20 protein-coding genes are annotated in these 19,526 nt (G+C 73.5%); 12 read left to right on the top strand and 8 right to left on the bottom strand.

Annotation, left to right across the window (positions count from 1 at the left end):
* Positions 1 to 67: 67 nt before the first annotated feature.
* From KBX37_RS03530 to KBX37_RS03545, 4 genes are all read left to right on the top strand, one after another.
* The gene (locus KBX37_RS03530; RefSeq protein ID WP_210774474.1) at positions 68 to 886 is read left to right on the top strand and encodes a sigma-70 family RNA polymerase sigma factor; all 819 of its coding nucleotides are present in this window, start codon (positions 68 to 70) and stop codon (positions 884 to 886) included.
* A 1-nt stretch (position 887) separates the two neighbouring features.
* Positions 888 to 1,175: a mycothiol system anti-sigma-R factor gene (gene rsrA / locus KBX37_RS03535; RefSeq protein WP_210774475.1), complete on the top strand. Its 288-nt coding sequence runs from the start codon at positions 888 to 890 to the stop codon at positions 1,173 to 1,175.
* A 431-nt stretch (positions 1,176 to 1,606) separates the two neighbouring features.
* Positions 1,607 to 1,822, top strand: coding sequence for a biotin/lipoyl-binding carrier protein (locus KBX37_RS03540; protein ID WP_088973021.1), 216 nt, complete (start codon positions 1,607 to 1,609; stop codon positions 1,820 to 1,822).
* On the top strand, positions 1,819 to 2,331 hold the full coding sequence (locus KBX37_RS03545; protein ID WP_210774476.1) for a GNAT family N-acetyltransferase: 513 nt from the start codon (positions 1,819 to 1,821) through the stop codon (positions 2,329 to 2,331). The genes KBX37_RS03540 and KBX37_RS03545 overlap by 4 nt, the downstream gene beginning before the upstream one ends.
* Here KBX37_RS03545 and KBX37_RS03550 read toward each other — a convergent pair.
* A complete protein-coding gene (locus tag KBX37_RS03550) occupies positions 2,322 to 2,909 on the bottom strand; it encodes a TetR/AcrR family transcriptional regulator (RefSeq protein WP_374103645.1) in 588 nt (195 codons plus the stop codon). The genes KBX37_RS03545 and KBX37_RS03550 overlap by 10 nt on opposite strands.
* 112 nt (positions 2,910 to 3,021) lie before the next feature.
* Here KBX37_RS03550 and KBX37_RS03555 point away from each other — a divergent pair, with 112 nt between their 5' ends.
* Complete coding sequence (locus KBX37_RS03555; RefSeq protein ID WP_210774477.1) at positions 3,022 to 4,608, top strand: MDR family MFS transporter; 1,587 nt, start codon at positions 3,022 to 3,024, stop codon at positions 4,606 to 4,608.
* A 111-nt stretch (positions 4,609 to 4,719) separates the two neighbouring features.
* On the opposite strand, the gene KBX37_RS03560 is transcribed toward KBX37_RS03555, so the two are convergent.
* Entirely contained in the window at positions 4,720 to 6,555 is a 1,836-nt protein-coding gene (locus KBX37_RS03560) for a tetratricopeptide repeat protein (protein ID WP_307848926.1), read from the bottom strand.
* Positions 6,556 to 6,738: 183 nt separating this feature from the next.
* On the opposite strand from KBX37_RS03560, the gene KBX37_RS03565 reads away from it, so the two are divergent.
* A complete protein-coding gene (locus tag KBX37_RS03565) occupies positions 6,739 to 7,770 on the top strand; it encodes an SIS domain-containing protein (protein ID WP_210774520.1) in 1,032 nt (343 codons plus the stop codon).
* Between the two features lie 25 nt (positions 7,771 to 7,795).
* The gene (locus KBX37_RS03570) at positions 7,796 to 9,331 is read left to right on the top strand and encodes a PAS domain-containing sensor histidine kinase (protein WP_210774479.1); all 1,536 of its coding nucleotides are present in this window, start codon (positions 7,796 to 7,798) and stop codon (positions 9,329 to 9,331) included.
* Here the strand turns inward: KBX37_RS03570 and KBX37_RS03575 are convergent.
* Positions 9,328 to 11,085: a glycosyltransferase family 39 protein gene (locus tag KBX37_RS03575; protein ID WP_374103646.1), complete on the bottom strand. Its 1,758-nt coding sequence runs from the start codon at positions 11,083 to 11,085 to the stop codon at positions 9,328 to 9,330. The two genes, KBX37_RS03570 and KBX37_RS03575, sit on opposite strands and share 4 nt — an antisense overlap.
* Positions 11,086 to 12,316: 1,231 nt before the next feature.
* Here KBX37_RS03575 and KBX37_RS03580 point away from each other — a divergent pair.
* From KBX37_RS03580 to KBX37_RS03595, 4 genes are all read left to right on the top strand, one after another.
* Entirely contained in the window at positions 12,317 to 14,029 is a 1,713-nt protein-coding gene (locus KBX37_RS03580) for a nitrite/sulfite reductase (protein WP_210774480.1), read from the top strand.
* A complete protein-coding gene (locus KBX37_RS03585; protein WP_210774481.1) occupies positions 14,026 to 14,187 on the top strand; it encodes an IS1 family transposase in 162 nt (53 codons plus the stop codon). The genes KBX37_RS03580 and KBX37_RS03585 overlap by 4 nt, the downstream gene beginning before the upstream one ends.
* Positions 14,184 to 14,945, top strand: a complete 762-nt coding sequence (locus KBX37_RS03590; RefSeq protein WP_088960481.1) for a phosphoadenylyl-sulfate reductase — start codon at positions 14,184 to 14,186, stop codon at positions 14,943 to 14,945. Before KBX37_RS03585 ends, KBX37_RS03590 begins: the two co-directional genes overlap by 4 nt.
* Before the next feature lie 89 nt (positions 14,946 to 15,034).
* Entirely contained in the window at positions 15,035 to 15,793 is a 759-nt protein-coding gene (locus KBX37_RS03595; RefSeq protein WP_307848928.1) for a CbiX/SirB N-terminal domain-containing protein, read from the top strand.
* A gap of 127 nt (positions 15,794 to 15,920) precedes the next feature.
* On the opposite strand, the gene KBX37_RS03600 is transcribed toward KBX37_RS03595, so the two are convergent.
* Positions 15,921 to 16,178 carry a WhiB family transcriptional regulator gene (locus KBX37_RS03600; RefSeq protein ID WP_088960482.1) on the bottom strand — a complete coding sequence of 86 codons (258 nt, stop codon included), beginning with the start codon at positions 16,176 to 16,178 and terminating at the stop codon, positions 15,921 to 15,923.
* A gap of 443 nt (positions 16,179 to 16,621) precedes the next feature.
* Positions 16,622 to 17,572, bottom strand: coding sequence for a diacylglycerol kinase family protein (locus KBX37_RS03605; protein WP_210774482.1), 951 nt, complete (start codon positions 17,570 to 17,572; stop codon positions 16,622 to 16,624).
* 43 nt (positions 17,573 to 17,615) lie between these two features.
* Between KBX37_RS03605 and KBX37_RS03610 the strand changes: the two genes are divergently transcribed.
* Positions 17,616 to 18,005, top strand: a complete 390-nt coding sequence (locus KBX37_RS03610) for a hypothetical protein (protein ID WP_210774483.1) — start codon at positions 17,616 to 17,618, stop codon at positions 18,003 to 18,005.
* A gap of 43 nt (positions 18,006 to 18,048) precedes the next feature.
* On the opposite strand, the gene KBX37_RS03615 is transcribed toward KBX37_RS03610, so the two are convergent.
* The 3 genes from KBX37_RS03615 to sodN are packed head-to-tail and all read right to left on the bottom strand — an operon-like array spanning position 18,049 to position 19,468.
* Positions 18,049 to 18,456, bottom strand: a complete 408-nt coding sequence (locus KBX37_RS03615) for an ATP-binding protein (protein WP_210774484.1) — start codon at positions 18,454 to 18,456, stop codon at positions 18,049 to 18,051.
* A gap of 32 nt (positions 18,457 to 18,488) precedes the next feature.
* Entirely contained in the window at positions 18,489 to 19,067 is a 579-nt protein-coding gene (locus KBX37_RS03620; RefSeq protein ID WP_374103647.1) for an N-acetyltransferase family protein, read from the bottom strand.
* Positions 19,064 to 19,468, bottom strand: a complete 405-nt coding sequence (gene sodN, locus KBX37_RS03625) for a superoxide dismutase, Ni (protein WP_210774485.1) — start codon at positions 19,466 to 19,468, stop codon at positions 19,064 to 19,066. Before sodN ends, KBX37_RS03620 begins: the two co-directional genes overlap by 4 nt.
* Positions 19,469 to 19,526 lie beyond the last annotated feature (58 nt).

Genomic DNA, 19,526 nt, shown 5'->3' on the forward strand with positions numbered 1-19,526 from the left:
GGAATGTCCGGACCCCGACCGGGCGTTACCACCACCGGAGCGACACATCTGGCGAGGGGGGTGACCGGTGCCGACCGAGACACGGAGCCGGGAACGGGACGAACGGGAAGCGCGGCAGCTCCGGCAGCTGCTGGGCGGACCGGACTGGCCCGCGACGGTGGGCGGCACGGCGGTGGTGAGAGCGGGCACACCCGGCGGAACCGAATCTGCCGGCAGGTCGGTACGCGTATCCTCGGCGGGGAAGCATCCGACGCGAGGGGATGTGCGGTTGACCACCGAAAAGACGGACGAGCGCAGGGCCCGCTTCGAGCGGGACGCGATGCCCTTCGTCGACCAGCTCTACGCTGCCGGGTTGCGGATGACACGCAACCCCGCGGATGCCGAGGACCTGGTCCAGGAGACCTACCTGAAGGCGTACGCCGCCTTCCACCAGTTCGAGCAGGGCACGAACCTGAAGGCCTGGCTCTACCGGATCCTGACCAACACCTACATCAACACCTACCGCAAGCGGCAGCGCCAGCCCATCCAGGCGCCCACCGAGGAGATCACCGACTGGCAGCTCGCCGAGGCCGAGTCGCACACCTCCAGCGGTCTGCGGTCGGCCGAGACCGAGGCGCTGGACCGGCTGCCGGACAGCGACGTCAAGGAGGCCCTCCAGCAGCTGCCGGAGGAGTTCCGCCTGGCGGTCTACCTGACCGACGTCGAGGGGTTCTCCTACAAGGAGGTCGCCGACATCATGGGCACGCCGATCGGCACCGTGATGTCCCGGCTGCACCGCGGTCGACGTAATCTGCGGAAGCTGCTCGAGCGCTACGCCGCGGAGCGTGGTTTCAGCGCCGCGCAGTCCTCGAAGGGCTCGACCGCCGCTGCCGGCCGGGAGGTGTGACGTGAGCTGTGGAAAGCCGCACGAGACGGACTGCCGTGAGGTACTCGCGGAGGTCTACCTCTACCTGGACCTGGAGTGCGCGGAGGAACGGCGCACGCTGATCCGCCACCACCTCGACGAGTGCGGGCACTGCCTGCGCGAGTTCGGCATCGAGCAGGAGGTGAAGGCGCTCGTCGCCCGCTGCTGCGGCAACGAGATCGCCCCCGACCAGCTGCGCGAGCGGCTGCGGATCCGCCTGACCGAGCTGGTGGTCTTCGAGACGACCGAGTCGCGCGAACTGGCCGACTGAACGTACGCGGAACACGACGGTGGCCCGGGTCGATCCGACCCGGGCCACCGGTCTGTCCGGCCCTCGGGCCGGCGGTGCTGACCGCGACGGCGGGGTCCCGCCGTGCGAGATCAGGAGTTGGGGCGCTTGCCGTGGTTCGCGGCGTTCTTCCTACGGGCCTTCTTCCTACGGGACTTCTTCGCCATGCTGACCTCCTCGTGATGGGCGGATCCCTGCTGCGGCGACCCTCGGCCGGTGCGCGCACCGGTCCTCCCGGCGCCAGGGTCCGACCCGCTGATGCTAGTGCGGCCGGTACCCGCCATCGTCCGCCGGGGCGGGGCGAGCGCGCGGCGTTTCCGGTCGTGGACGTGGCGCCGCCCGCTCCCCGCCCATCGCGTGCCGCCGCATGATTGGATACGTCGGCAGGCAATCGCGAGAGGGAGGGCCGGAAGATGGCCGAGGAGATCCGTGCCGAGATGGTGGCCAACGTCTGGAAGGTCGTCGCGTCGGCCGGGGACACCGTGTCCGAGGGGGACACGCTCGTGATCCTGGAGTCGATGAAGATGGAGATTCCCGTCGTCGCCGAGTCCGACGGCGTGGTCAAGCAGCTCGCCGTCAACGAGGGCGACGTCGTGCAGGACGGTGACCTGATCGCGGTGATCGATTGACCGGCCCGCTGGTCCGCCCGGCGACCTCGGCCGACTTCGCCGCGATCGCCCGGCTGACGGTGGCCGCGTACGAGGCGGACGGGCAGCTCAAGGGCGAGCACGGGTACGCCGAGGTGCTCGCCGACGTGACGCACCGGGCGACCCACGGCGAGGTGCTGGTGGCCGTGGACGAGGCGACCGGCGAGGTGCTCGGCTCGGTGACCTTCGTGCTGCCCGGCAGCCCGTACGCGGAGCTCTCCGGTCCGGGCGAGGCGGAGTTCCGGATGCTCGCCGTGGACCCGGCGGCCCAGGGTCGGGGTGCCGGGGCGGCGCTGGCCCGGGCCTGCGTCGACCGGGCCGCCGCGCTGGGCTGCACGGCGGTGGTGATCTGCGTACGCGGTGGGTTCGCCGCGCCGGCGCACCGGCTCTACGAGCGGATGGGCTTCGTCCGGCTGCGCGAGAAGGACTGGTCGCCGGTGCCCGGGGTGGACCTGCTGGGCCTGCGGCTGGAGCTAACCGGTCAGCCCTGAGCCGCGTCCGGCTCCGGCTCCCCGATCCCGGCGAGCAGCTCGTCGGCGACCTCCAGCGCGATCTTCTTGCGCTCCTGGTCGGTGATGTGCGGGGTGCGCACCGCGAACCAGCTGCTGTGCACCGCGAAGAGGGTCAGGGTCGCGCGCAGCTGCGCGGCGGGTGACTTGTCGCCCTGGCACAGCTGGTCGGCGAGGCCCAGCATCCGCTCACGCATCTGCATGCCGGCCGAGAGGCTCTTCAGCACGGTCTGGTTCTGCTCGAAGAACCGCATCACCGAGGGCTGCTCGCTGGCGAACATCATGTCGGCGTACCTGTTCACCAGCGCCCGCCGGGTGGCCCGGGTGGGCGGCTGCGACCGGGCCCAGGCGATCAGCTCGTCGATCCGCCGCACGCGGTCCTCGACCAGGCTGTTGACGATCTCGTCCTTGCTCTTGAAGTGGTAGTACAGCGCCGCCTTGGTGACGTTGAGCCGCTCGGCGATCTCGCGCAGCGAGGTCCGCTCGTACCCCTGCTCGGTGAAGAGCTCCAGCGCGACGGCCTGGATACGCTCACGCGTGCCGCCTGTGCTCTCCCTCACCTGCACCACCCAACTCGCTTGACGGTCTCTCGCTGTCCAACTTACCGTGCGGCTAGTAAGGTAACTAGCCGGGCGGCAAGTAAGTGTGACACTTCTCCGGGGGAGCTTACCCATGAGTCAGGCAAGCCAGACGGCGGCGAGACCCAACGTCAGGGTCGTGCTGTTCGGCCTGATGATCGCGATGATGCTCGCGATGCTCGACAACATGATCGTCAGCACCGCGCTGCCGCGGATCGTCGGCGAGTTCGGCGGCGTCGACCACTTCACCTGGGTCGTCACCGCGTACGTCCTGGGCACGACGGTCTCCACCCCGATCTGGGGCAAGCTCGGCGACCTGTACGGGCGCAAGGCGGTCTTCCTGACCTCGGTGGTCGTCTTCCTGGTCGGCTCGGCGCTCTGCGGGATGGCCGGCTCGGACATGCTCGGCGGCCCCGGCGACGGCATGGTCGAGCTGATCGCGTTCCGCGCGGTGCAGGGCCTGGGCGCGGGCGGCCTGATGGTTGGCGTGATGGCGATCATCGGTGACCTGGTGCCGCCCCGCGAGCGCGGCCGCTACCAGGGCATGATCGCCGGCATCATGGCCATCGCCATGGTGGCCGGCCCGCTGGTCGGCGGGTTCATCACCGACAACCTCTCCTGGCGCTGGGCGTTCTACGTCAACCTGCCGCTGGGCGGGGTCGCGCTGCTGGTGCTGGCCACCACCATGCACCTGCCGAAGTACCGGACCGAGCACAAGATCGACTGGCTGGGCGCCGCCCTGCTCTCGATCGGCATCACCGCGATCGTCCTGCTCACCACCTGGGGTGGCAACGAGTACGACTGGGTCTCCCCGCAGATCCTCGGCCTGGCGGTGCTCGCCGTGGTGACGCTGGCCGCCTTCGGCCTCGTCGAGCGCCGGGTTCCCGAGCCCATCCTGCCGCTCGGGCTCTTCGCCAACCGCAACTTCGCGCTGATCTCGGTGATCGGCTTCCTGCTCGGCTTCGCGATGTTCGGCGCGATGAACTTCCTGCCGCTCTACCAGCAGACCGTGCAGGGCGCCTCGGCCACCAACAGCGGCCTGCTGCTGCTCCCGCTGATGTTCGGCATGCTGGTGGTCTCGCTGGTGGTCGGCCGGGCGATCACCAAAACCGGCCGGTACCGGATGTTCCCGATCGTCGGCGGCGTGGTGATGACCGCCGGCATGCTCCTGCTCAGCCGCCTCGACGTGGGCACCGGCAAGGCCGAGTCCTCGCTCTACATGGTCGTGCTCGGCGTCGGCATGGGCTTCCTGATGCAGACCTCGATGCTGATCGCGCAGAACAGCGTCGAGCAGAAGGACCTCGGCGCGGCCAGCGGCGCGGCCACCTTCTTCCGCTCCATCGGCGGCTCGTTCGGCATCTCGCTCTTCGGCGCCATCTTCGCCAACCGGCTCGCCGACTCCGCCGCCGGCAGCGCGTTCAGCGGCGGCACCGGCGAGGGACAGGGAATGGACCTGGCGAAGCTCAAGGAGCTGCCGGCCCAGGCGCGTGAGCTGGTGCTCGGCGGCCTCTCCGGCGCGATCTCCCACGTGTTCCTCTGGGCGGTGCTCTTCACCGTCGTGGTGCCGGTGCTCGCCTGGTTCATCAAGGAGGTCCCGCTGCGGTCGTCCAACGACGCCCCGGCCGGGGCGACCCCCGAGGAGCAGGCCGAGACCGCCCTCGGCAAGGCCCCGGTGGCCTGACCCGGCTCCGTCGCGGCCGCGTCGTCCCCTCCCCGAGGGTACGGCGCGGCCGCGCCGCTTTCCCGACCCCGGTCGGCCAACCGCGAGCGGGGGGCGCCTGGTCGGGCGGGGTCAGGGGCGGCGGACGGCGCGGGCGAGGCGGGCGCGGAGGCGGGCGAGCAGGCCCGGACGGCGGGGCGGTGGCGCCGTCGCGGCGGCGACGATCCGGTCGGCCAGCGCGGTGGTCGCCTCGTCCAGGGCCGGGGTGGCCAGCGCCAGGTGGGCCAGCGAGGTGGCGATCGGCACCGGCCGGTCCCGGGCCACCTCCGCCGCGTCCGCGAGCCGCTCGGCGACGACCCGGGCCACGTCGGGGCGTACCGCGGGGTCGACCCAGGCGGCGGTGACCAGGGCGAACAGTGCCGCCTCGGTGATCCAGTCCTCCACACCCCAGACCAGCTCGACCAGCACCCGGCGCCGGGTCGACTCCGCCCACGGCTCGTCGGTGCGGTGGTGCAGCAGGCCGAGGCAGGCCCAGACCTGCACGCACCGCACCCAGAGCGACGGGTCCTGCCCGGTCAGCACCCGCCCCAGCGCGGTCGCGGGCGCCTCGGGCGGATGCACCAGCAGCCCCAGCAGGTCGCCCAGCTCCAGGGTGGCCAGCCCCACCGCGGCGTCGTACGCGGCCGGCGGGTGGGGCCAGGCGGGATGCGCCAGGTGGCGGACCCGGTCCGCCGCGTCGGCGGAGGGAGCCGGCAGGGTGGGCGCGGCGGTGCTGCCGTCGTAGCGCCAGAGCTGGCAGGTGGTGGCCCGGCGGGGCTCCCGCGGGTCCGGGTCGGCCACGCCGGTGACCTCGACGTCCAGGCCCGGCACGGCCGCCGCCACGGTACGCATCGCGCTCGGCGGCTCGACGGCGGCCAGCCGTACCGAGGGGCCGGGCGTCCCGTCGGCGGCCAGGGCGCGGCGGAGCGCGTCGACCATCGCGCCGGCCGCCGGGGTGACCTGCCCGAGCCAGGGCCGGCCCCGGCAGCACTCGGCCAGGTCGCCGTGCTCGTGGCTGTCGTCGGGATGGTCCCGGACGAAGTCGGCGAGGGCGACCAGGTGCGCCACGTCCCCGTCGCGCAGGTAGCGCAGCCGGTGCGCGGTGTGCACGGCACAGTCGAACGTGGGGTCGCGGGCCAGCGCCCGGTCGATCCACTCCAGCGCCGCGTCCAGCCGGCCGGTGTCGGCCAGGGTGCCGGCGATGTCCGCGTACACGGCGAGGTCGTCGGGATCGTGGTCGACGGCCCGTTCCAGGGCGGCCAGGGCGTCCCGCGTCCGGCCCGCGCTGCGGTACGCGTACCCGAGCCACACCTCGCCGAGTTTGGTCGGCTCGGCGCGTACCCCCCGGCTGGCCCAGGTGACGGCGAGAGGGACCTCGCCGAGGCGCCGGGCCAGCGCGGACGCCGCGCCCAGCAGCAGCGCGTGGCGCGGATGCGCGGCCACCGCGTTGCGGGCGAGGGTGAGGTACGGCAGCAGCGGCGGCCGGCCGGCCCGGGGCACCGGGTCGGGCACGGCGGCGCAGACCTGCATCAGAATCCGGGCGGCGCGTTCCGGGTCGAGCCGTCGCGCCAGCTCGGGGGCGCTCACCCAGGGCACGCCGGCCCAGTCGACGCCCGGCGCGTGCCCGGTGGCGGCGACCAGCAGGTCGAGCCCCTCGGCCGGGCGCCCGGCGGCGGCGAGCAGGTGGGCCCGGGCCACCACCGCGCCGACGAAGACCCGCTGGCCGAGCGGGAAGAGCTCCAGGTCGTTGCCGGAGGCCGCGGCGATGCGGGCCAGCGTCTCGTGCACCTCGGGCAGGGTCGGGGCCTGGACGATGGCGGCGGCGAGGTGACCGGCGGCGTGCGGCAGGTCGCCCTCGTCGAGCGCCAGCCGGGCCAGCGCGAGCTCCTCCGCGGCGGACAGCACGGGTTCGTCAGGTCCCTCCGACACGTCGGCCTCTCGCTCGCAGTTCCAGGGCTGGGCAAGCCTAGGGGATGACGCGCCGATCTGGTGATCCACTGCGCATTCCTGCTCGTACGATTGCTCAGGCGCGAACAATAGTGCAAGACTGAGCATGAAACGCGCGGCAATCGCGCAGTGGGAGGAGCTTCCGTGACGCGTCCAGGGGCCGGCATGGCCGCCGACATCGACGAGCAGCCGGCCGGTTACGCCCGGTTGCTCACCGCCGAGCACGCCGGGGCGATCGCCCGCGTCGCGGCGGTGATCGCGCAGCGGCGGCCCCGGCACGTGGTCTTCACCGCCCGGGGCACCTCCGACCACGCCGCGCTCTACGGGGCGTACCTGACCGAGATCCGGCTCGGCCTGCCGGCCGGGCTGGCCTCGCCGAGCGTGGTCACCCTCTACGGGGCCCGCCCCGACCTCTCCGACGCCCTGGTCGTCGGGGTCAGCCAGAGCGGCGGGTCGCCCGACCTCACCGAGGTGCTGCGCGCCGCCCGCGACGCCGGGGCGCTCACCCTGGCGGTCACCAACGCCCCCGGCTCGCCGCTGGCCGAGACCGCCGAGCTCTCCGTCGACATCGCCGCCGGGCACGAGCGGGCGGTCGCCGCGACCAAGACGTACACCGCCGAGCTGCTGGCCCTGCTGATGCTGGTCGAAGGCGTCCGGGCCGGCGACGGGATGCTCCCCGCCGACGAGCGGGCCGCGCTGGACGCCCTGCCCGGGCTGGCCGAGCGCACCCTGACCGACCCCACCCCGGCCCAGCTCGCGCCCCGCTACCGCTTCGCCGGCCAGCTCGTCACCACCGGACGGGGGTACGCGTACCCGACCGCCCGGGAGGCCGCGCTGAAGCTGATGGAGACCTCCTACCTGCCCGCGCTCGCCTTCTCCGGCGCCGACCTGCTGCACGGCCCGCTGGCGATGACCGACCCGGACGTGCCGGTGCTGGCCGTGGTCGGCTCGGGTCCCGGCGGCCGGTCGATGGAGGAGGTGTTGCCCCGCCTCGGCGAGCGCCGCGCCGACGTGGTGGTGGTCGGCTCCGCCGAGGTCGAGGGGGCCACCCGGATGGCCGTGCCCGAGGTCGACGAGCGGTACGCCCCGCTGCTGGACATCCTGCCCCTGCAACGGCTGGCGCTGTCGCTGGCGCTGGCCCGGGGCGAGGACCCGGACGCCCCGCGCGGGCTGAAGAAGGTCACCGCGACGAGGTGAGGCCCGGCGTGGCACGCTGTGTCTCGTGTCCACGCTGCGCGACCTCGCCGAGGAGCACACCCAGCTCCGGCCGGCCGACATCGACCACCTGCACCGGATCGCGGGGGACTGGCAGCTGCTGTCCGACCTCTCCTTCGCCGATCTGCTGCTGTGGGTGCCGGTGGACGGCGACGGGACGTTCCTCTGCGTCGCCCAGGTCCGCCCGACGACCGCCCCCACCGCGTACCTCGACGACCAGGTGGGGCGGATCGTCGGCGGGCCGGAGGTGGCGCACCTGGAGGTCGCCTACCGGCAGGGCCGGATCTGGCGGGAGGGCGACCCGGTCTGGTACGGCGACGTGCCCGCCCGGCACGAGGCGATCCCGGTCCGGCTGCGCGCCGCCGACGGTGAGTGCGGTGAGGTGGTCGCCGTGGTGGGCCGGGACACCAACCTGTCCACCGCCCGTACGCCCAGCCAGCTGGAGCTGAACTACCTCACCACTGCCGACGACCTGGCCCAGATGACCGCCGACGGCACCTTCCCGCCGCCCCGGCACCCGGGCGAGACCACCTCGGCGCCCCGGGTCGGCGACGGCCTGGTCCGGCTGGACGCAAACGGCAAGGTCACCTACGCCAGCCCGAACGCGCAGTCGGCGTACCGGCGGCTGGGCTACGCCTCCCATCTGGTGGGGGAGGACCTGGCCAAGCTGCACCGGCGGCTGGCCAGCGACCCGCTGGAGGGGACCGACGCGGCCAACGGCGTGCTCGCCGCGCTGCGCGGCGAGGCCCCGCCCCGGCGGGAGATCGACGCCCGGGGCGCCACCATGCTCACCCGGTCGCTGCCGCTGATGCCGGCCGGCGTGCCGATCGGCGCCCTGGTGCTGGTCCGCGACATCACCGAGGTACGCCGCCGCGACCGGGCGCTGATCACCAAGGACGCCACCATCCGGGAGATCCACCACCGGGTGAAGAACAACCTCCAGACCGTCGCCGCGCTGCTGCGCCTCCAGGCCCGCCGGGTGTCCATGCCGGAGGCCCGGGTGGCGCTGGAGGAGTCGGTACGCCGGGTTGCCTCGATCGCCCTCGTGCACGAGACGCTCTCCATGTCCAGCGACGAGGCGGTCGAGTTCGACGGGATCGTCGACCGGGTGGCCAGCGCGGCCACCGAGGTCGCGGCGACCGAGGTGAGCGTCGGCATGCGCCGCAAGGGCAGCTTCGGCGTCCTGCCCGCCGAGATCGCCACCTCGCTGGTGATGGTCCTCAACGAGCTGCTGCTCAACGCCGTCGAGCACGGCTTCCCGCCAGCCGGCGAGGACGGCGCCGCCGGCCCGGAGGGCGGCGCCGCGCCGCAGGTGGTGGTCACCGCGCACCGGTTCCGCAAGCAGCTGCACGTCTCGGTCGCCGACAACGGACGGGGGCTACCGGCCGAGTTCGACGCCGAGCGCGGTGGCCGGCTGGGCCTGCAGATCGTCCGGGCGCTCGTCACCGGGGAGCTGCGCGGCAGCATCGAGCTGCGTCCCGGCGTGGCCGGTGGCACCGAGGCCGTGCTGGTCGTGCCGCTGGCGCGGGGAGAGCGCGGCTAACCGCGCGCGGTGAGCAGAGCGACGGTGACACCGGGCCGCTGCCACACCTGACCGACGGTGAAGCCCGCCCGCAGCGCGTTGCCTTTGGCGCCGGGGACCGCCGCCAGCGGATCGGGTCGCCGGCCGGCGACGACCAGCCACGCCCGCCGCACCCCGGCCAGGCACTCGGCCGGCCGGGCGCACTCGGTGGCCCAAAGGTCCGCGCGCTGCCGCTGGTCGCGGACCACCAGCGCGTCGCGTGGCCTGGCATCCAGGTGGTACGCCAGCCCGAGGTCAAGGAAGTGCCAGCCGTCCCGGGGGTGGACGACGACCGCGTCGCCGGGCCGCTGGCCGGCCGCGACGATCCGCGCCGCCCCCCGGTAGTCGACGGTCGCGCTGCGCGGCCAGCCGTGCGTCTGCCGCAGCGCCGCCTGGTCGGGCAGGCCGAGCAGCCCGGCGAGCACCACCACCGCGAGCGCCCCCGACACCGACGCCACCGCTGCCGGCACCGACGCCCATGCTGCCGACGCCGACGCCGACGCCGACGCCGACGCCGACGCCGCTGGGTCGGCGGCCGTGGCCCGGGCCGACGCATCCGGCCCGCGCTGCTCTGCTGGCGGGTCGGCTGTCGGTGGGCCGGCCAGCGCCGCGCCGGCGAGCACGCTCGCGAAGGGCACGGTGAAGACCAGGTAGCGAGGCACCCAGAGGGCCACCACCAGCGCGCCGACGAAGACCAGCAGCACCGGCAGGAGCACGCAGAGCCCGGGCAGCAGCGCCCGGCGACCCGCCCGGACCGCGCCGAGGGCGGCCAGGCCGACCAGCAGTCCGCCCACCACCGAACTCTGCGCCACCGCGCCGGGCAGCGCCGCCAGGTCGGCCAGCCGCGCCGGTTCGACCCAGTCGAGCTGACGGGAGCGCTGCCCCCGGGCGGTGAGCAGCAGCGGGGTGAGCAGGGCGAGCGCCGGCAGCACGGCGAGCACCCAGCGCACCGGCACCCGCCCGTCCCGATCGGCCGTCCCGTCCCGGTCGTCCGCCGTCCCGTCCCGGTGGTGCGCCGTTCCGTTCCGGCGGTCCGCCGTCCCGTTCCGGTCCTGTGCCGGGGCGGGCAGGTCGGCAGCCGGCTCTCGGCCCGCCGGGTCGGTGGGTGGTGGGTTGAGGCCGGCCGCCGCGGGGCCGCGCCGCCAGGCGACCAGCACCACCGCGGCGTGCGCGGCCAGCAGGGTGAGCGCCAGCAGGTGGGTCAGGCCGAGCGCGGCGACGGCAGCCGCGTACCCGGCCCAGCGGGTCCACCCGGGCCGGCGCAGCGCCGCGACCAGCAGCAGGGTGGCCAGCACGGCGAAGAGGCTGGCCAACGCGTAGGGGCGGGCTTCCTGGGCGTACCGGGAGGTGCCGGGAAGGACCGCGAAGAGCAGGCCGGCGAGCAGGCCGGCCCGCGTCCCCAGCAGCCACCTGCCGAGTACGGCGGTGAGCCCGGCCGCCCCGGCCATGGCCAGCGCCGAGGGCAGCCGCAGCGCCGCCGCCGAGTCCCCGAAGAGCCGGACCCAGCCGTGCATGAGCAGGTAGTACGGCCCGGTGGGGGCGTCCACGGTGCCGGTGAGCCGGAGCAGGTCGCCCAGCGGGCGGCCGGCGGCACTCCAGGTGGCCAGCTCGTCCCGCCAGGGCTGGGCGTGCCCGATGTCGTAGAGCCCGACGATCAGCGTGGCCAGCAGGGGTGGCACCCAGACGAGCCGTGCCCACCCCTCCACCGCATGCCGCTTTCCGGACATACTGCCCACGCGCCGAGCGTCCCACACCGTGCCGGGCCACGCTGCCACAGCGGCCCCGGCCGCCGTGCTGCCCATCGCCACGAACACGGCCAGAGCTTCAGCGCTGTCCCGCGCAGCTCGACCGGACGCCTGGTGCTGGCCCTGGGAAGCGTGACCGGTAGCCCAGCGCTGGCCTTGGAAAGCGTGGCCGGTAGCCCGGCGCTGGCCCTGGGGAGCTTTGCCGGTAGCCCGGCCTGGCCCTGGGGAGCTTTGCCGGTAGCCCAGCGCTGGCCTTGGAAAGCTTTGCCGGTAGCCCGGCGCTGGCCTTGGGAAGCGTGGCCGGAAGCCAGCGTTGGCCCCACGCAGCTTGATCGGACGCCGGGTGCTGGCCTTGGAGAGTTTGGCCGGACGCCGCGTGCTGGCGTTGGGGAGTTTGGCCGGACGCCGCGTGCTGGCGTTGGGGAGTTTGGCCGGACGCCGGGCGCTGGCCCCGGGGAGCGTGGCTGGATGCCTCGTGCGGGCCCTTTCGAGCTGATGTCGTAGACGATTCACCAGTGCGGCGAACAGCCTGCGCCGCTCTTTCTCCGCCCCCGGCCGGCCCCGCTCGGCCGGTGCGATGACGTGACCGCAGGGACCCGGCGGGCGGCCGTTGATTCGTTCACGACATCAGCTCGAAAGGGCCCGCACACGGCAGGTGGTGGCAGGGGCCTGAGCCGACCAGGGGCGCCCGAGGAGTGGGGAGGCCATGTCGACCAGCAGGGGCCGTGGCGACCACCGGGCCTGAAGGACCACCGGGCGGGAAGAAGCGCCGGGCGGGAAGAAGCGCCGGCCTGAAGGACCGTCGGGCGTGAGGAAGCGTCGGGCGTGAGGGAGCACCGGGCAGCTGCCGGCCCTGCCCCGCAACCCATTCGCGGAGGTCGAAGGGCCGGCGGAGCCGGTCGCAGCGCGGGGGGCGGTGCCGGCGGGGGCGCGGCCCGTGATGTGGGATGGCGCACGCGCTCGTTGGCCGGCCCCCCGGGGGTGTGGCAGCATGGCCCCATGACCGCCGCTGTCGTCCGCCGCTTCGTGGCCCGTCGCCACGTCGACTACGGCCGCGTGCGCAGCGCGATCTGTCCGGCCTACTGACGACGCCCGACCCATCTGTCTCGGGCGCGTACTGCGCGCCGGCCGTTCCGACACCGTTGTCCTCGGCCCGTCCCACGGGTCGGCCGCCGCGCCCGCGTATCCCACCGAGGCACAGCAGACAACGGAGGACGCCGCGATGGCGGTCAGCAGCACCCCGGCCCGCCCGGAGACCCCGGCGGCGCCCGCCGCCCGGGCAGCCCGTCGTCCGCGCGGCGAGGGGCAGTGGGCGCTCGGCCACCGCGAGCCGCTCAACGCCAACGAGCGGATCAAGAAGGACGACGACCCGCTGAACGTCCGGGCCCGGATCGAGAACATCTACGCCCACCGCGGCTTCGCCGCCATCGACCCGCAGGACCTGCGTGGCCGGTTCCGCTGGTGGGGCCTCTACACCCAGCGCAAGGCCGGCATCGACGGCGGGCGCACCGCCGTGCTGGAGCCGCACGAGCTGGAGGACGAGTTCTTCATGCTCCGGGTGCGGGTCGACGGTGGCCAGCTCAACCTGGCTCAGCTCCGGGTGATCGCCGACATCTCCCGCGACTTCGCCCGGGACACCGCCGACATCACCGACCGGCAGAACATCCAGTACCACTGGATCCGGGTCGAGGACATGCCGGAGATCTGGCGCCGGCTGGAGTCGGTCGGCCTGCAGACCACCGAGGCGTGCGGTGACTGCCCGCGCATCGTGCTCGGCAGCCCGGTCGCCGGGGTGGCCCGCGACGAGGTGCTCGACCCGACCCCGGCGATCGACGAGATCGTCCGCCGGTACGTCGGCGACAAGGCGTACTCGAACCTGCCGCGCAAGTTCAAGACAACGATCTCCTGGCTGGTCGACACCCCGTACGAGGCGAACGACGTCGCCTTCCTCGGGGTCGACCACCCGGAGCACGGCCCCGGCTTCGACGTCTGGGTCGGCGGCGGCCTCTCCACCAACCCGATGCTGGCCAAGCGGCTGGGCGTCTGGGTGCCGCTGAACGAGGTGCCGGACGTGTGGGCCGGCGTGGTCGGCATCTTCCGCGACTACGGGTACCGCCGGCTGCGCAACCGGGCCCGGCTGAAGTTCCTGGTCGCGGACTGGGGTGTGGAGAAGTTCCGCGAGGTGCTGGAGAAGGAGTACCTGGGCCGGACCCTGCTCGACGGCCCGGCCCCGGAGCTGCCCGACAAGCCGGTCGACCACATCGGCGTGTACCGCCAGCGCGACGGCCGCAACTTCGTCGGGGCCGCCCCGGTGGTCGGGCGGGTCTCCGGCAGTCAGCTCGCCCAGCTGGCCGACGCGGTCGAGGCGCACGGCAGCGACCGGGTGCGGCTCACCCCGTACCAGAAGCTGCTGGTGCTCGACGTGCCGCCGGAGCGGACGGAGTCCCTGGTCGACGCGCTGCGCGGGATCGGCCTGGAGGCCCGGCCGTCGGCCTGGCGGCGCGGCACCATGGCCTGCACCGGCATCGAGTTCTGCAAGCTGGCCATCGTCGAGACCAAGCGACGCGGCGAGGAACTGGTGGCCCGGCTGGAGGAGCGGCTGCGCGACTTCGACGCCGACATCTCCATCCACCTCAACGGCTGCCCGAACGCCTGCGCCCGCACCCAGGTCGCCGACATCGGCCTCAAGGGGCAGCTGGTGGTCGGCCCGGACGGCCGGCAGGTGGAGGGCTTCCAGGTGCACCTCGGCGGCGGGCTGGGCATGGCCCAGGGGCAGACCGCCGGCTTCGGGCGCAAGCTGCGCGGCTTGAAGACCACCGCCGAGGAGCTTCCGGAGTACGTGGAACGACTGGCCCGCCGCTACCTGGCCGGCCGGAGCGAGGGCGAGACGTTCGCCAACTGGGTGATCAGGGTCGACGAGGAGGAGCTTCGATGAGTAGCGAGACCCGTTCCGCGCCGCTGTACTGCCCGTACTGCGGCGAGGAGGACCTGCGGCCGAACGGGGCCGGGCACGGCGCCTGGGAGTGCCACGCCTGCGCCCGCGTCTTCACGGTGCGGTTCACCGGCCTGCTCGCCAAGGTGGTGGCCCGATGAACCTGGTGTCCGCCGCGAACCTGGGCCTGGTCGGCGTCGGCGGCCCGAAGCCGGCCGAACCGGCCCGGCGTGACCCGGAGGAGCTGCGCGCGCTGGCCGAGCGGGCCGGCCGGGAGCTGGAGGGCGCCCCGGCGCTGGAGATCGCCCGATGGGCCGCCGAGACCTTCGGCGACCGGTTCTGCGTGACCAGCTCGATGGCTGACGGGGTGCTGGCGCACCTGGTGTCCCGGGTCGCCCCCGGGGTGGACGTGGTCTTCCTCGACACCGGGCTGCACTTCCCGGAGACGCTGAAGGTGCGCGACGAGGTGGCCCGCCGGCTGCCGGTCAACGTCCGCTCGATCCGCCCCCGGCTCACTGTGGGTCAGCAGGACGGCGAGTACGGCCCCCGGCTGTTCAACCGCTCGCCCGACGACTGCTGCCAGCTGCGCAAGGTGGAGCCGTTGGAGCGGGCCCTGGCCGGGTACGACGCCTGGGCCGCCGGGCTGCGTCGGGACGAGTCGCCCACCCGGGCGAACACGCCGGTGGTGACCTTCGACGCCCGGCGCGGCAAGGTGAAGGTCAACCCGATCGCGGCCTGGACCCAGGCCGACGTGGACTCCTACATCTCCCGGTACGACATCCCGGTCAACGAGTTGTTCAGCCGCGGCTACGGCTCGATCGGCTGCTGGCCGTGCACCCGCCGCACCAAGGCGGGCGAGGACCCGCGGGCCGGCCGCTGGGCCATGTTCGAGAAGACCGAGTGCGGCCTGCACGTCTGACCGGGCCGGTTCCCGGCGCGGGGGAGACCGCGCCGGGGGCCGGCGGACCGGCCGTGCCGGTCGACGACCGTACGGGGCCGGCGCGGGGGATCCGGCCCGGCCCGGCGCCGGGCGGCGGCCGCCCGCCGGTGGTGCTGGTGGCGCACGGCAGCCGGGATCCCCGGGCGGCGGAGGCGACCCGGGCGCTGGCCCGGGCGGTCGAGGCGGTCCGGCCCGGCACGGCCGTCCTGCCGAGCTGGCTGGACCACACCGCACCGGACCCGACGGCGGTGCTGCGCGGGCTGGCCGTGGCGGGGCACACCCGGGCGGTGCTGGTGCCGCTGCTGCTCACCGCCGCCTACCACCGGCGGGTGGACATCCCGGCGGCGGTGGTGGCGGCCCGCGACACGGCGCCGGAGCTGGCGGTACGCGTCACCGACGTGCTCGGCCCCGCCGACGGCACGGTCGACGCCCGGCTGCTGGCCGGGCTGCGGCGGCGGTTGGCGGAGGCGGAGCCGGACGGCTTCGACGCTCTGGTGCTGGCGGCGGCGGGCACCCGGGACGCCCGGGCGCGCGGCTCGGTGGGTCGGGTCGCCGCGGCGCTCGCCGCCGAACTGGAGGTCCCCTGCACCGTCTCGTACGCCTCGGCGGCGCCGCCGACGACCGACGTGGCGGTGGCCCGGCTGCGCGCCGCCGGCGCCCGGCGGGTGGCCGTGGCGGCGTACTTCCTGGCGCCGGGGCTCTTCCACGACGGGGTGGTGACGGCGGCCGGCCGGGCCGGCGCGGTGGCGGTCAGCGGGCCGCTGACCGATGCGCCCGAGCTGGCCGAGCTGGTGCTGCGGCGGGTCGATGCGGTGCAGCGGTGGTGATCGGGTTCACCGGCCCGTCGATGATCGGACCGGACGCCGTCCGGGTAGGGGCAGTGCCGTGCGGCGCCCGGACAGCAGAACGCCCCGGCCGGTGGAACCCGGCCGGGGCGTACGGCTGTGTGATCGGTCAGGCGGAGTGAGCGCGCAGCACCCGGATGCCGCCGCGGCGCTTCACCGCGCGGCGCTCCTCTTCGCTCATCCCGCCCCAGACGCCGGCGTCCTGACCGGACTCCAGCGCCCACTGCAGGCAGTGGTCGGTCACCGGGCAGCGCCGGCAGACGGCCTTGGCCTGCTCCACCTGCAGGAGGGCCGGACCGGACGTCCCGATCGGGAAGAACAGCTCCGGGTCCTCGTCGCGGCAGACGGCATCGTGGCGCCAGTCCATGGCGGCAACACTCCTCATTCTGGATGGGTGGCAGATAACGCTGGTGCTTTTCTTATATGCGTCCGCAGTGCCGGTCGTGACGGTTCGCGTCCGACTATTCGGCAGTGCGTGAGCAGGCTTGTGCAGTCCCTGGACCTGCTGGAACAGCTCAACCTGCCGAGCATATCCAGGCAATGTCCCGGTAACTCAAGTTCGCTTGTGAATACTTTCACGAACGCTGTCGATGTCAAGGGTGCCGCGAGGAAAAACTCCGCACGGTGAGCAAGCTCACGACCCTTTTGTCCGGATTTGAGGCGTCCCTGGTTACCCGGCGTACCACAGTCGAGGATCAATATAGTACAGTGCGCGTGACATTGCTGACATTTCCGGCACCAACCCCTCGTTGTGGCGGCCACCGCGGTCGTGCGGTGTAACGACCGTCAACCTAGGGCGTTACCCGAGACCTAGCAGATTACTCTCAGTGCGTCGGGAACGGATGTGAATCTGACTTTCTCCCGTTCGCCAAGGTAGTCGCCGTCCAGCTGGAACGCCTGCGGGCGAGCGCTGATCAGTGTGAACTCGGGCACATCGTGCAGCCGGAGCACCTGCTTGCCGCGCGGATCGGGTTGCCGGGACAGGAACTGCGTCACTGTGCGTGTGGTGCTGGCCACCCGGAGCTGACGCAGCGCCATCACGTCGAGCCCCAGGTCGAACGAGGCCTCCGGATTCGGGTTGATCTCCCGGTCGCCCAGGTACGTCCACGGGGCGCAGTTCTGGATTATCACCGTCGCCAGCTCGGCCTCGGCCGCCTCACCGGGGCGCTCCAGGGTGATCGCCGGGTGCCGCCGGTCGGAGTCGAGGAAGTACTGGCTGAGCGTGGAGCGGAAGTAGAGCGCCGGGGTGGAGACGCGACCCCGTTTGCGGGCCTGTTCCACCCGGTGGATCACCGACGCGTCCACTCCGAAGCCGGCGCAGAAGGTGAAGTAGCGGTCGTCGGCCCGGCCCAGCCCGATCGTGCGGGAGCGGCCCAGCCGCAGTCCTTCGAGGATCATGCTGGTGCCCTCCGGCCACTCCCGGGGCAGCCCCAGGGCGCGCGCGAAGACGTTGGTCGAACCACCCGGCACGGTGGCCAGTGCGGGCAGTCGCTCGGCGGGCGTACCGCCGGGGCGGCTGGCCGGCGGCGCGGCCTTCATCAGGCCGTTCACCACCTCGTTGACCGTCCCGTCGCCACCCAGCGTGACGACGACGTCGACCCCTTCGGCGACCGCCTCCCGGGCGATGTCCATGGCGTGACCCCGTCGCCGGGTGTACCGCACCGACAGGTCTACTTCGCTGCGCAGGGCCCGGACCAGGACGTCCCGGCTGCGCTCGCTGGTGGTGGTGGCCTTCGGATTGACCACCAGGACGGCCCGCATGGGCGGCACTGTACCCCGATCCGTCACGGGTATCGTGGCGCGCGTGACCATCGACTCCGGCCCGGTGCCCGACACGCTGCGCTGGGCGGTACGGCTGCTGCGCGGCGAGGCGGTCGCGCTGGCGCTGCTGGCCGCCTGGCTGATCTGGGCCGACCTGACCGCCACCAAGACCGATCTGGTGTCGGCACTCTTCGTGACCGGGTTCGCGTTCGCCGGCGCCGCCGCCCTCTGGGCGCTCGGCGCGGCGCTGGCCCGTCGCCGGGCCGGTGCCCGCGCGCCGGCGATGGTGCTCCAGCTGATGCTGCTGCCGGTCGGCTGGTTCATGATCTCCGGCGGCCTGGGGTGGCTCGGCGTACCGCTGATGGTCCTCGGGGTCGGTGTCTGCGCGCTGCTGGTCAGCCCGCCCACGACGCGCGCCCTGGGCTTCCGGTGACCGCTGCGGGCCGCCCGGCGGGTGGCCGGCGCCGCGCCGCGGCTCAGTAGCCGGAGGAGCGGCGGGTCAGCAGCGAGATGGTGGCCCGGCCGTCGGCCACGTCCGCGAAAGCGGCGGTGGTCAGCGCGGTGAGCACCTTCCAGGCGAACGAGGACTCCGACGGCAGCGTGGCGCCCCGCACGGTCGGCACGGTCACCTCGACGGTGAGTGCGTCCTCGGTGACCGAGAAGCGGCACTCCAGCTCGGCGTCGCGGGTGGCGATGGCGAGCAGCATGGCGCAGGCCTCGTCGACGGCGATGCGCAGGTCCTCGATCTCGTCGAGGGCGAACTGGAGGCGGGCCGCGAGCCCCGCCGTGGCGGTGCGCAGCACGCCGAGGTAGCCGCCGTCGGCGGGCACCGTGAGGTGCACGACGTCGTCGTCGGTCGTCGACTGGCCGGTCAGTTGAGTCACGCCTCATCCCCCCGGTCGGGGACTCTACCCCCTCAGGCGTCCGGCCGGGCGGGGGCCGAGGACGACTGGGCGGCGAGCCCGTGCAGCGCCGGCCCGCTGAGCCGGTACGGCACCCACTCGTCGAGCTGCACCGCGCCGATGGAGGCGTAGAAGCGGGCCGCCGGATTCCAGTTGATCATCCACCACTCCAGCCGCTCGTAGCCCCGCTCCACGCAGATCGCGGCGAGCGCGGCGAGCAGCAGCCGGCCGGCGCCGGTGCCCCGGTGCTCGGGGCGGACGTACAGGTCCTCCAGGTAGACGCCGTGCACGCCGGCCCAGGTGGAGAAGTTGAGGAACCAGAGCGCGAACCCGACCGGCTCGTCCCGGTCGTCCACCGCGACGTGCCCGAACAACGCCGGCGCGGGGCTACGACTACTCCAGCTCGGCGCGTCCGACGCCGCGCCGCGACCTGGAGCAGTCGCGAACAGGGCGGCGGTGAGCTGTTCCTCGGTCAGCCGACACTGGTCGGCGGCGCGCTCGTAGTCGGCGAGTTCGTGCACCATCGCGACGACGGCCGGCACGTCCTCGGGACGCGCCGGCCGGATCGTCGGTGCCGGGGAGGCCAGGGTCACGCCTTCTTGGTCTCCCAGAAGATCTTCGAGATCTCGTCGATCTTCTGCAGCAGCTCGTCGGCCTTGCTCGGGTCGGTCGCGCCCTTGGCGCCGGCCGCGCCGGCCATCTTGGTGGCCTCGTTGAAGAGCTGGTGCAGGTGCGGGTACTTCTCGAAGTGGGCCGGCTTGAAGTAGTCGGTCCACAGCACCCAGAGGTGGTGCTTCACCAGCTCTGCGCGCTGCTCCTTGATGATGATGGCCCGGGTGCGGTACTCCGGGTCGGTGTTCGCCTGGTACTTCTCGCAGATCATTTTGACCGACTCGGCCTCGATCCGGGCCTGTGCCGGGTCGTAGACGCCGCACGGCAGGTCGCAGTGGGCGCTGGCGGTCAGACGGGGCGTAAGGATGCGGGGAAGTCGCATCTGGGTCCTCCACGGGATGTTTGCGATGATCCAAGCCGACATTACTCCTGGGGGCGTC

The sequence above is a fragment of the Micromonospora sp. U56 genome, assembly GCF_018070095.1.
Taxonomy (GTDB): domain Bacteria; phylum Actinomycetota; class Actinomycetes; order Mycobacteriales; family Micromonosporaceae; genus Micromonospora; species Micromonospora purpureochromogenes.

What these genes read in the sequence shown, in the direction of transcription:
- KBX37_RS03540 (WP_088973021.1), top strand. Translation starts at nt 1,607, where the DNA reads ATGGCCGAGGAGATCCGTGCCGAGATGGTGGCCAACGTCTGGAAGGTC.
- KBX37_RS03555 (WP_210774477.1), top strand. Translation starts at nt 3,022, where the DNA reads ATGAGTCAGGCAAGCCAGACGGCGGCGAGACCCAACGTCAGGGTCGTG.
- KBX37_RS03565 (WP_210774520.1), top strand. Translation starts at nt 6,739, where the DNA reads ATGGCCGCCGACATCGACGAGCAGCCGGCCGGTTACGCCCGGTTGCTC.
- KBX37_RS03580 (WP_210774480.1), top strand. Translation starts at nt 12,317, where the DNA reads ATGGCGGTCAGCAGCACCCCGGCCCGCCCGGAGACCCCGGCGGCGCCC.
- KBX37_RS03585 (WP_210774481.1), top strand. Translation starts at nt 14,026, where the DNA reads ATGAGTAGCGAGACCCGTTCCGCGCCGCTGTACTGCCCGTACTGCGGC.
- KBX37_RS03590 (WP_088960481.1), top strand. Translation starts at nt 14,184, where the DNA reads ATGAACCTGGTGTCCGCCGCGAACCTGGGCCTGGTCGGCGTCGGCGGC.
- KBX37_RS03600 (WP_088960482.1), bottom strand. Translation starts at nt 16,178, where the DNA reads ATGGACTGGCGCCACGATGCCGTCTGCCGCGACGAGGACCCGGAGCTG.
- KBX37_RS03605 (WP_210774482.1), bottom strand. Translation starts at nt 17,572, where the DNA reads ATGCGGGCCGTCCTGGTGGTCAATCCGAAGGCCACCACCACCAGCGAG.
- sodN (WP_210774485.1), bottom strand. Translation starts at nt 19,468, where the DNA reads ATGCGACTTCCCCGCATCCTTACGCCCCGTCTGACCGCCAGCGCCCAC.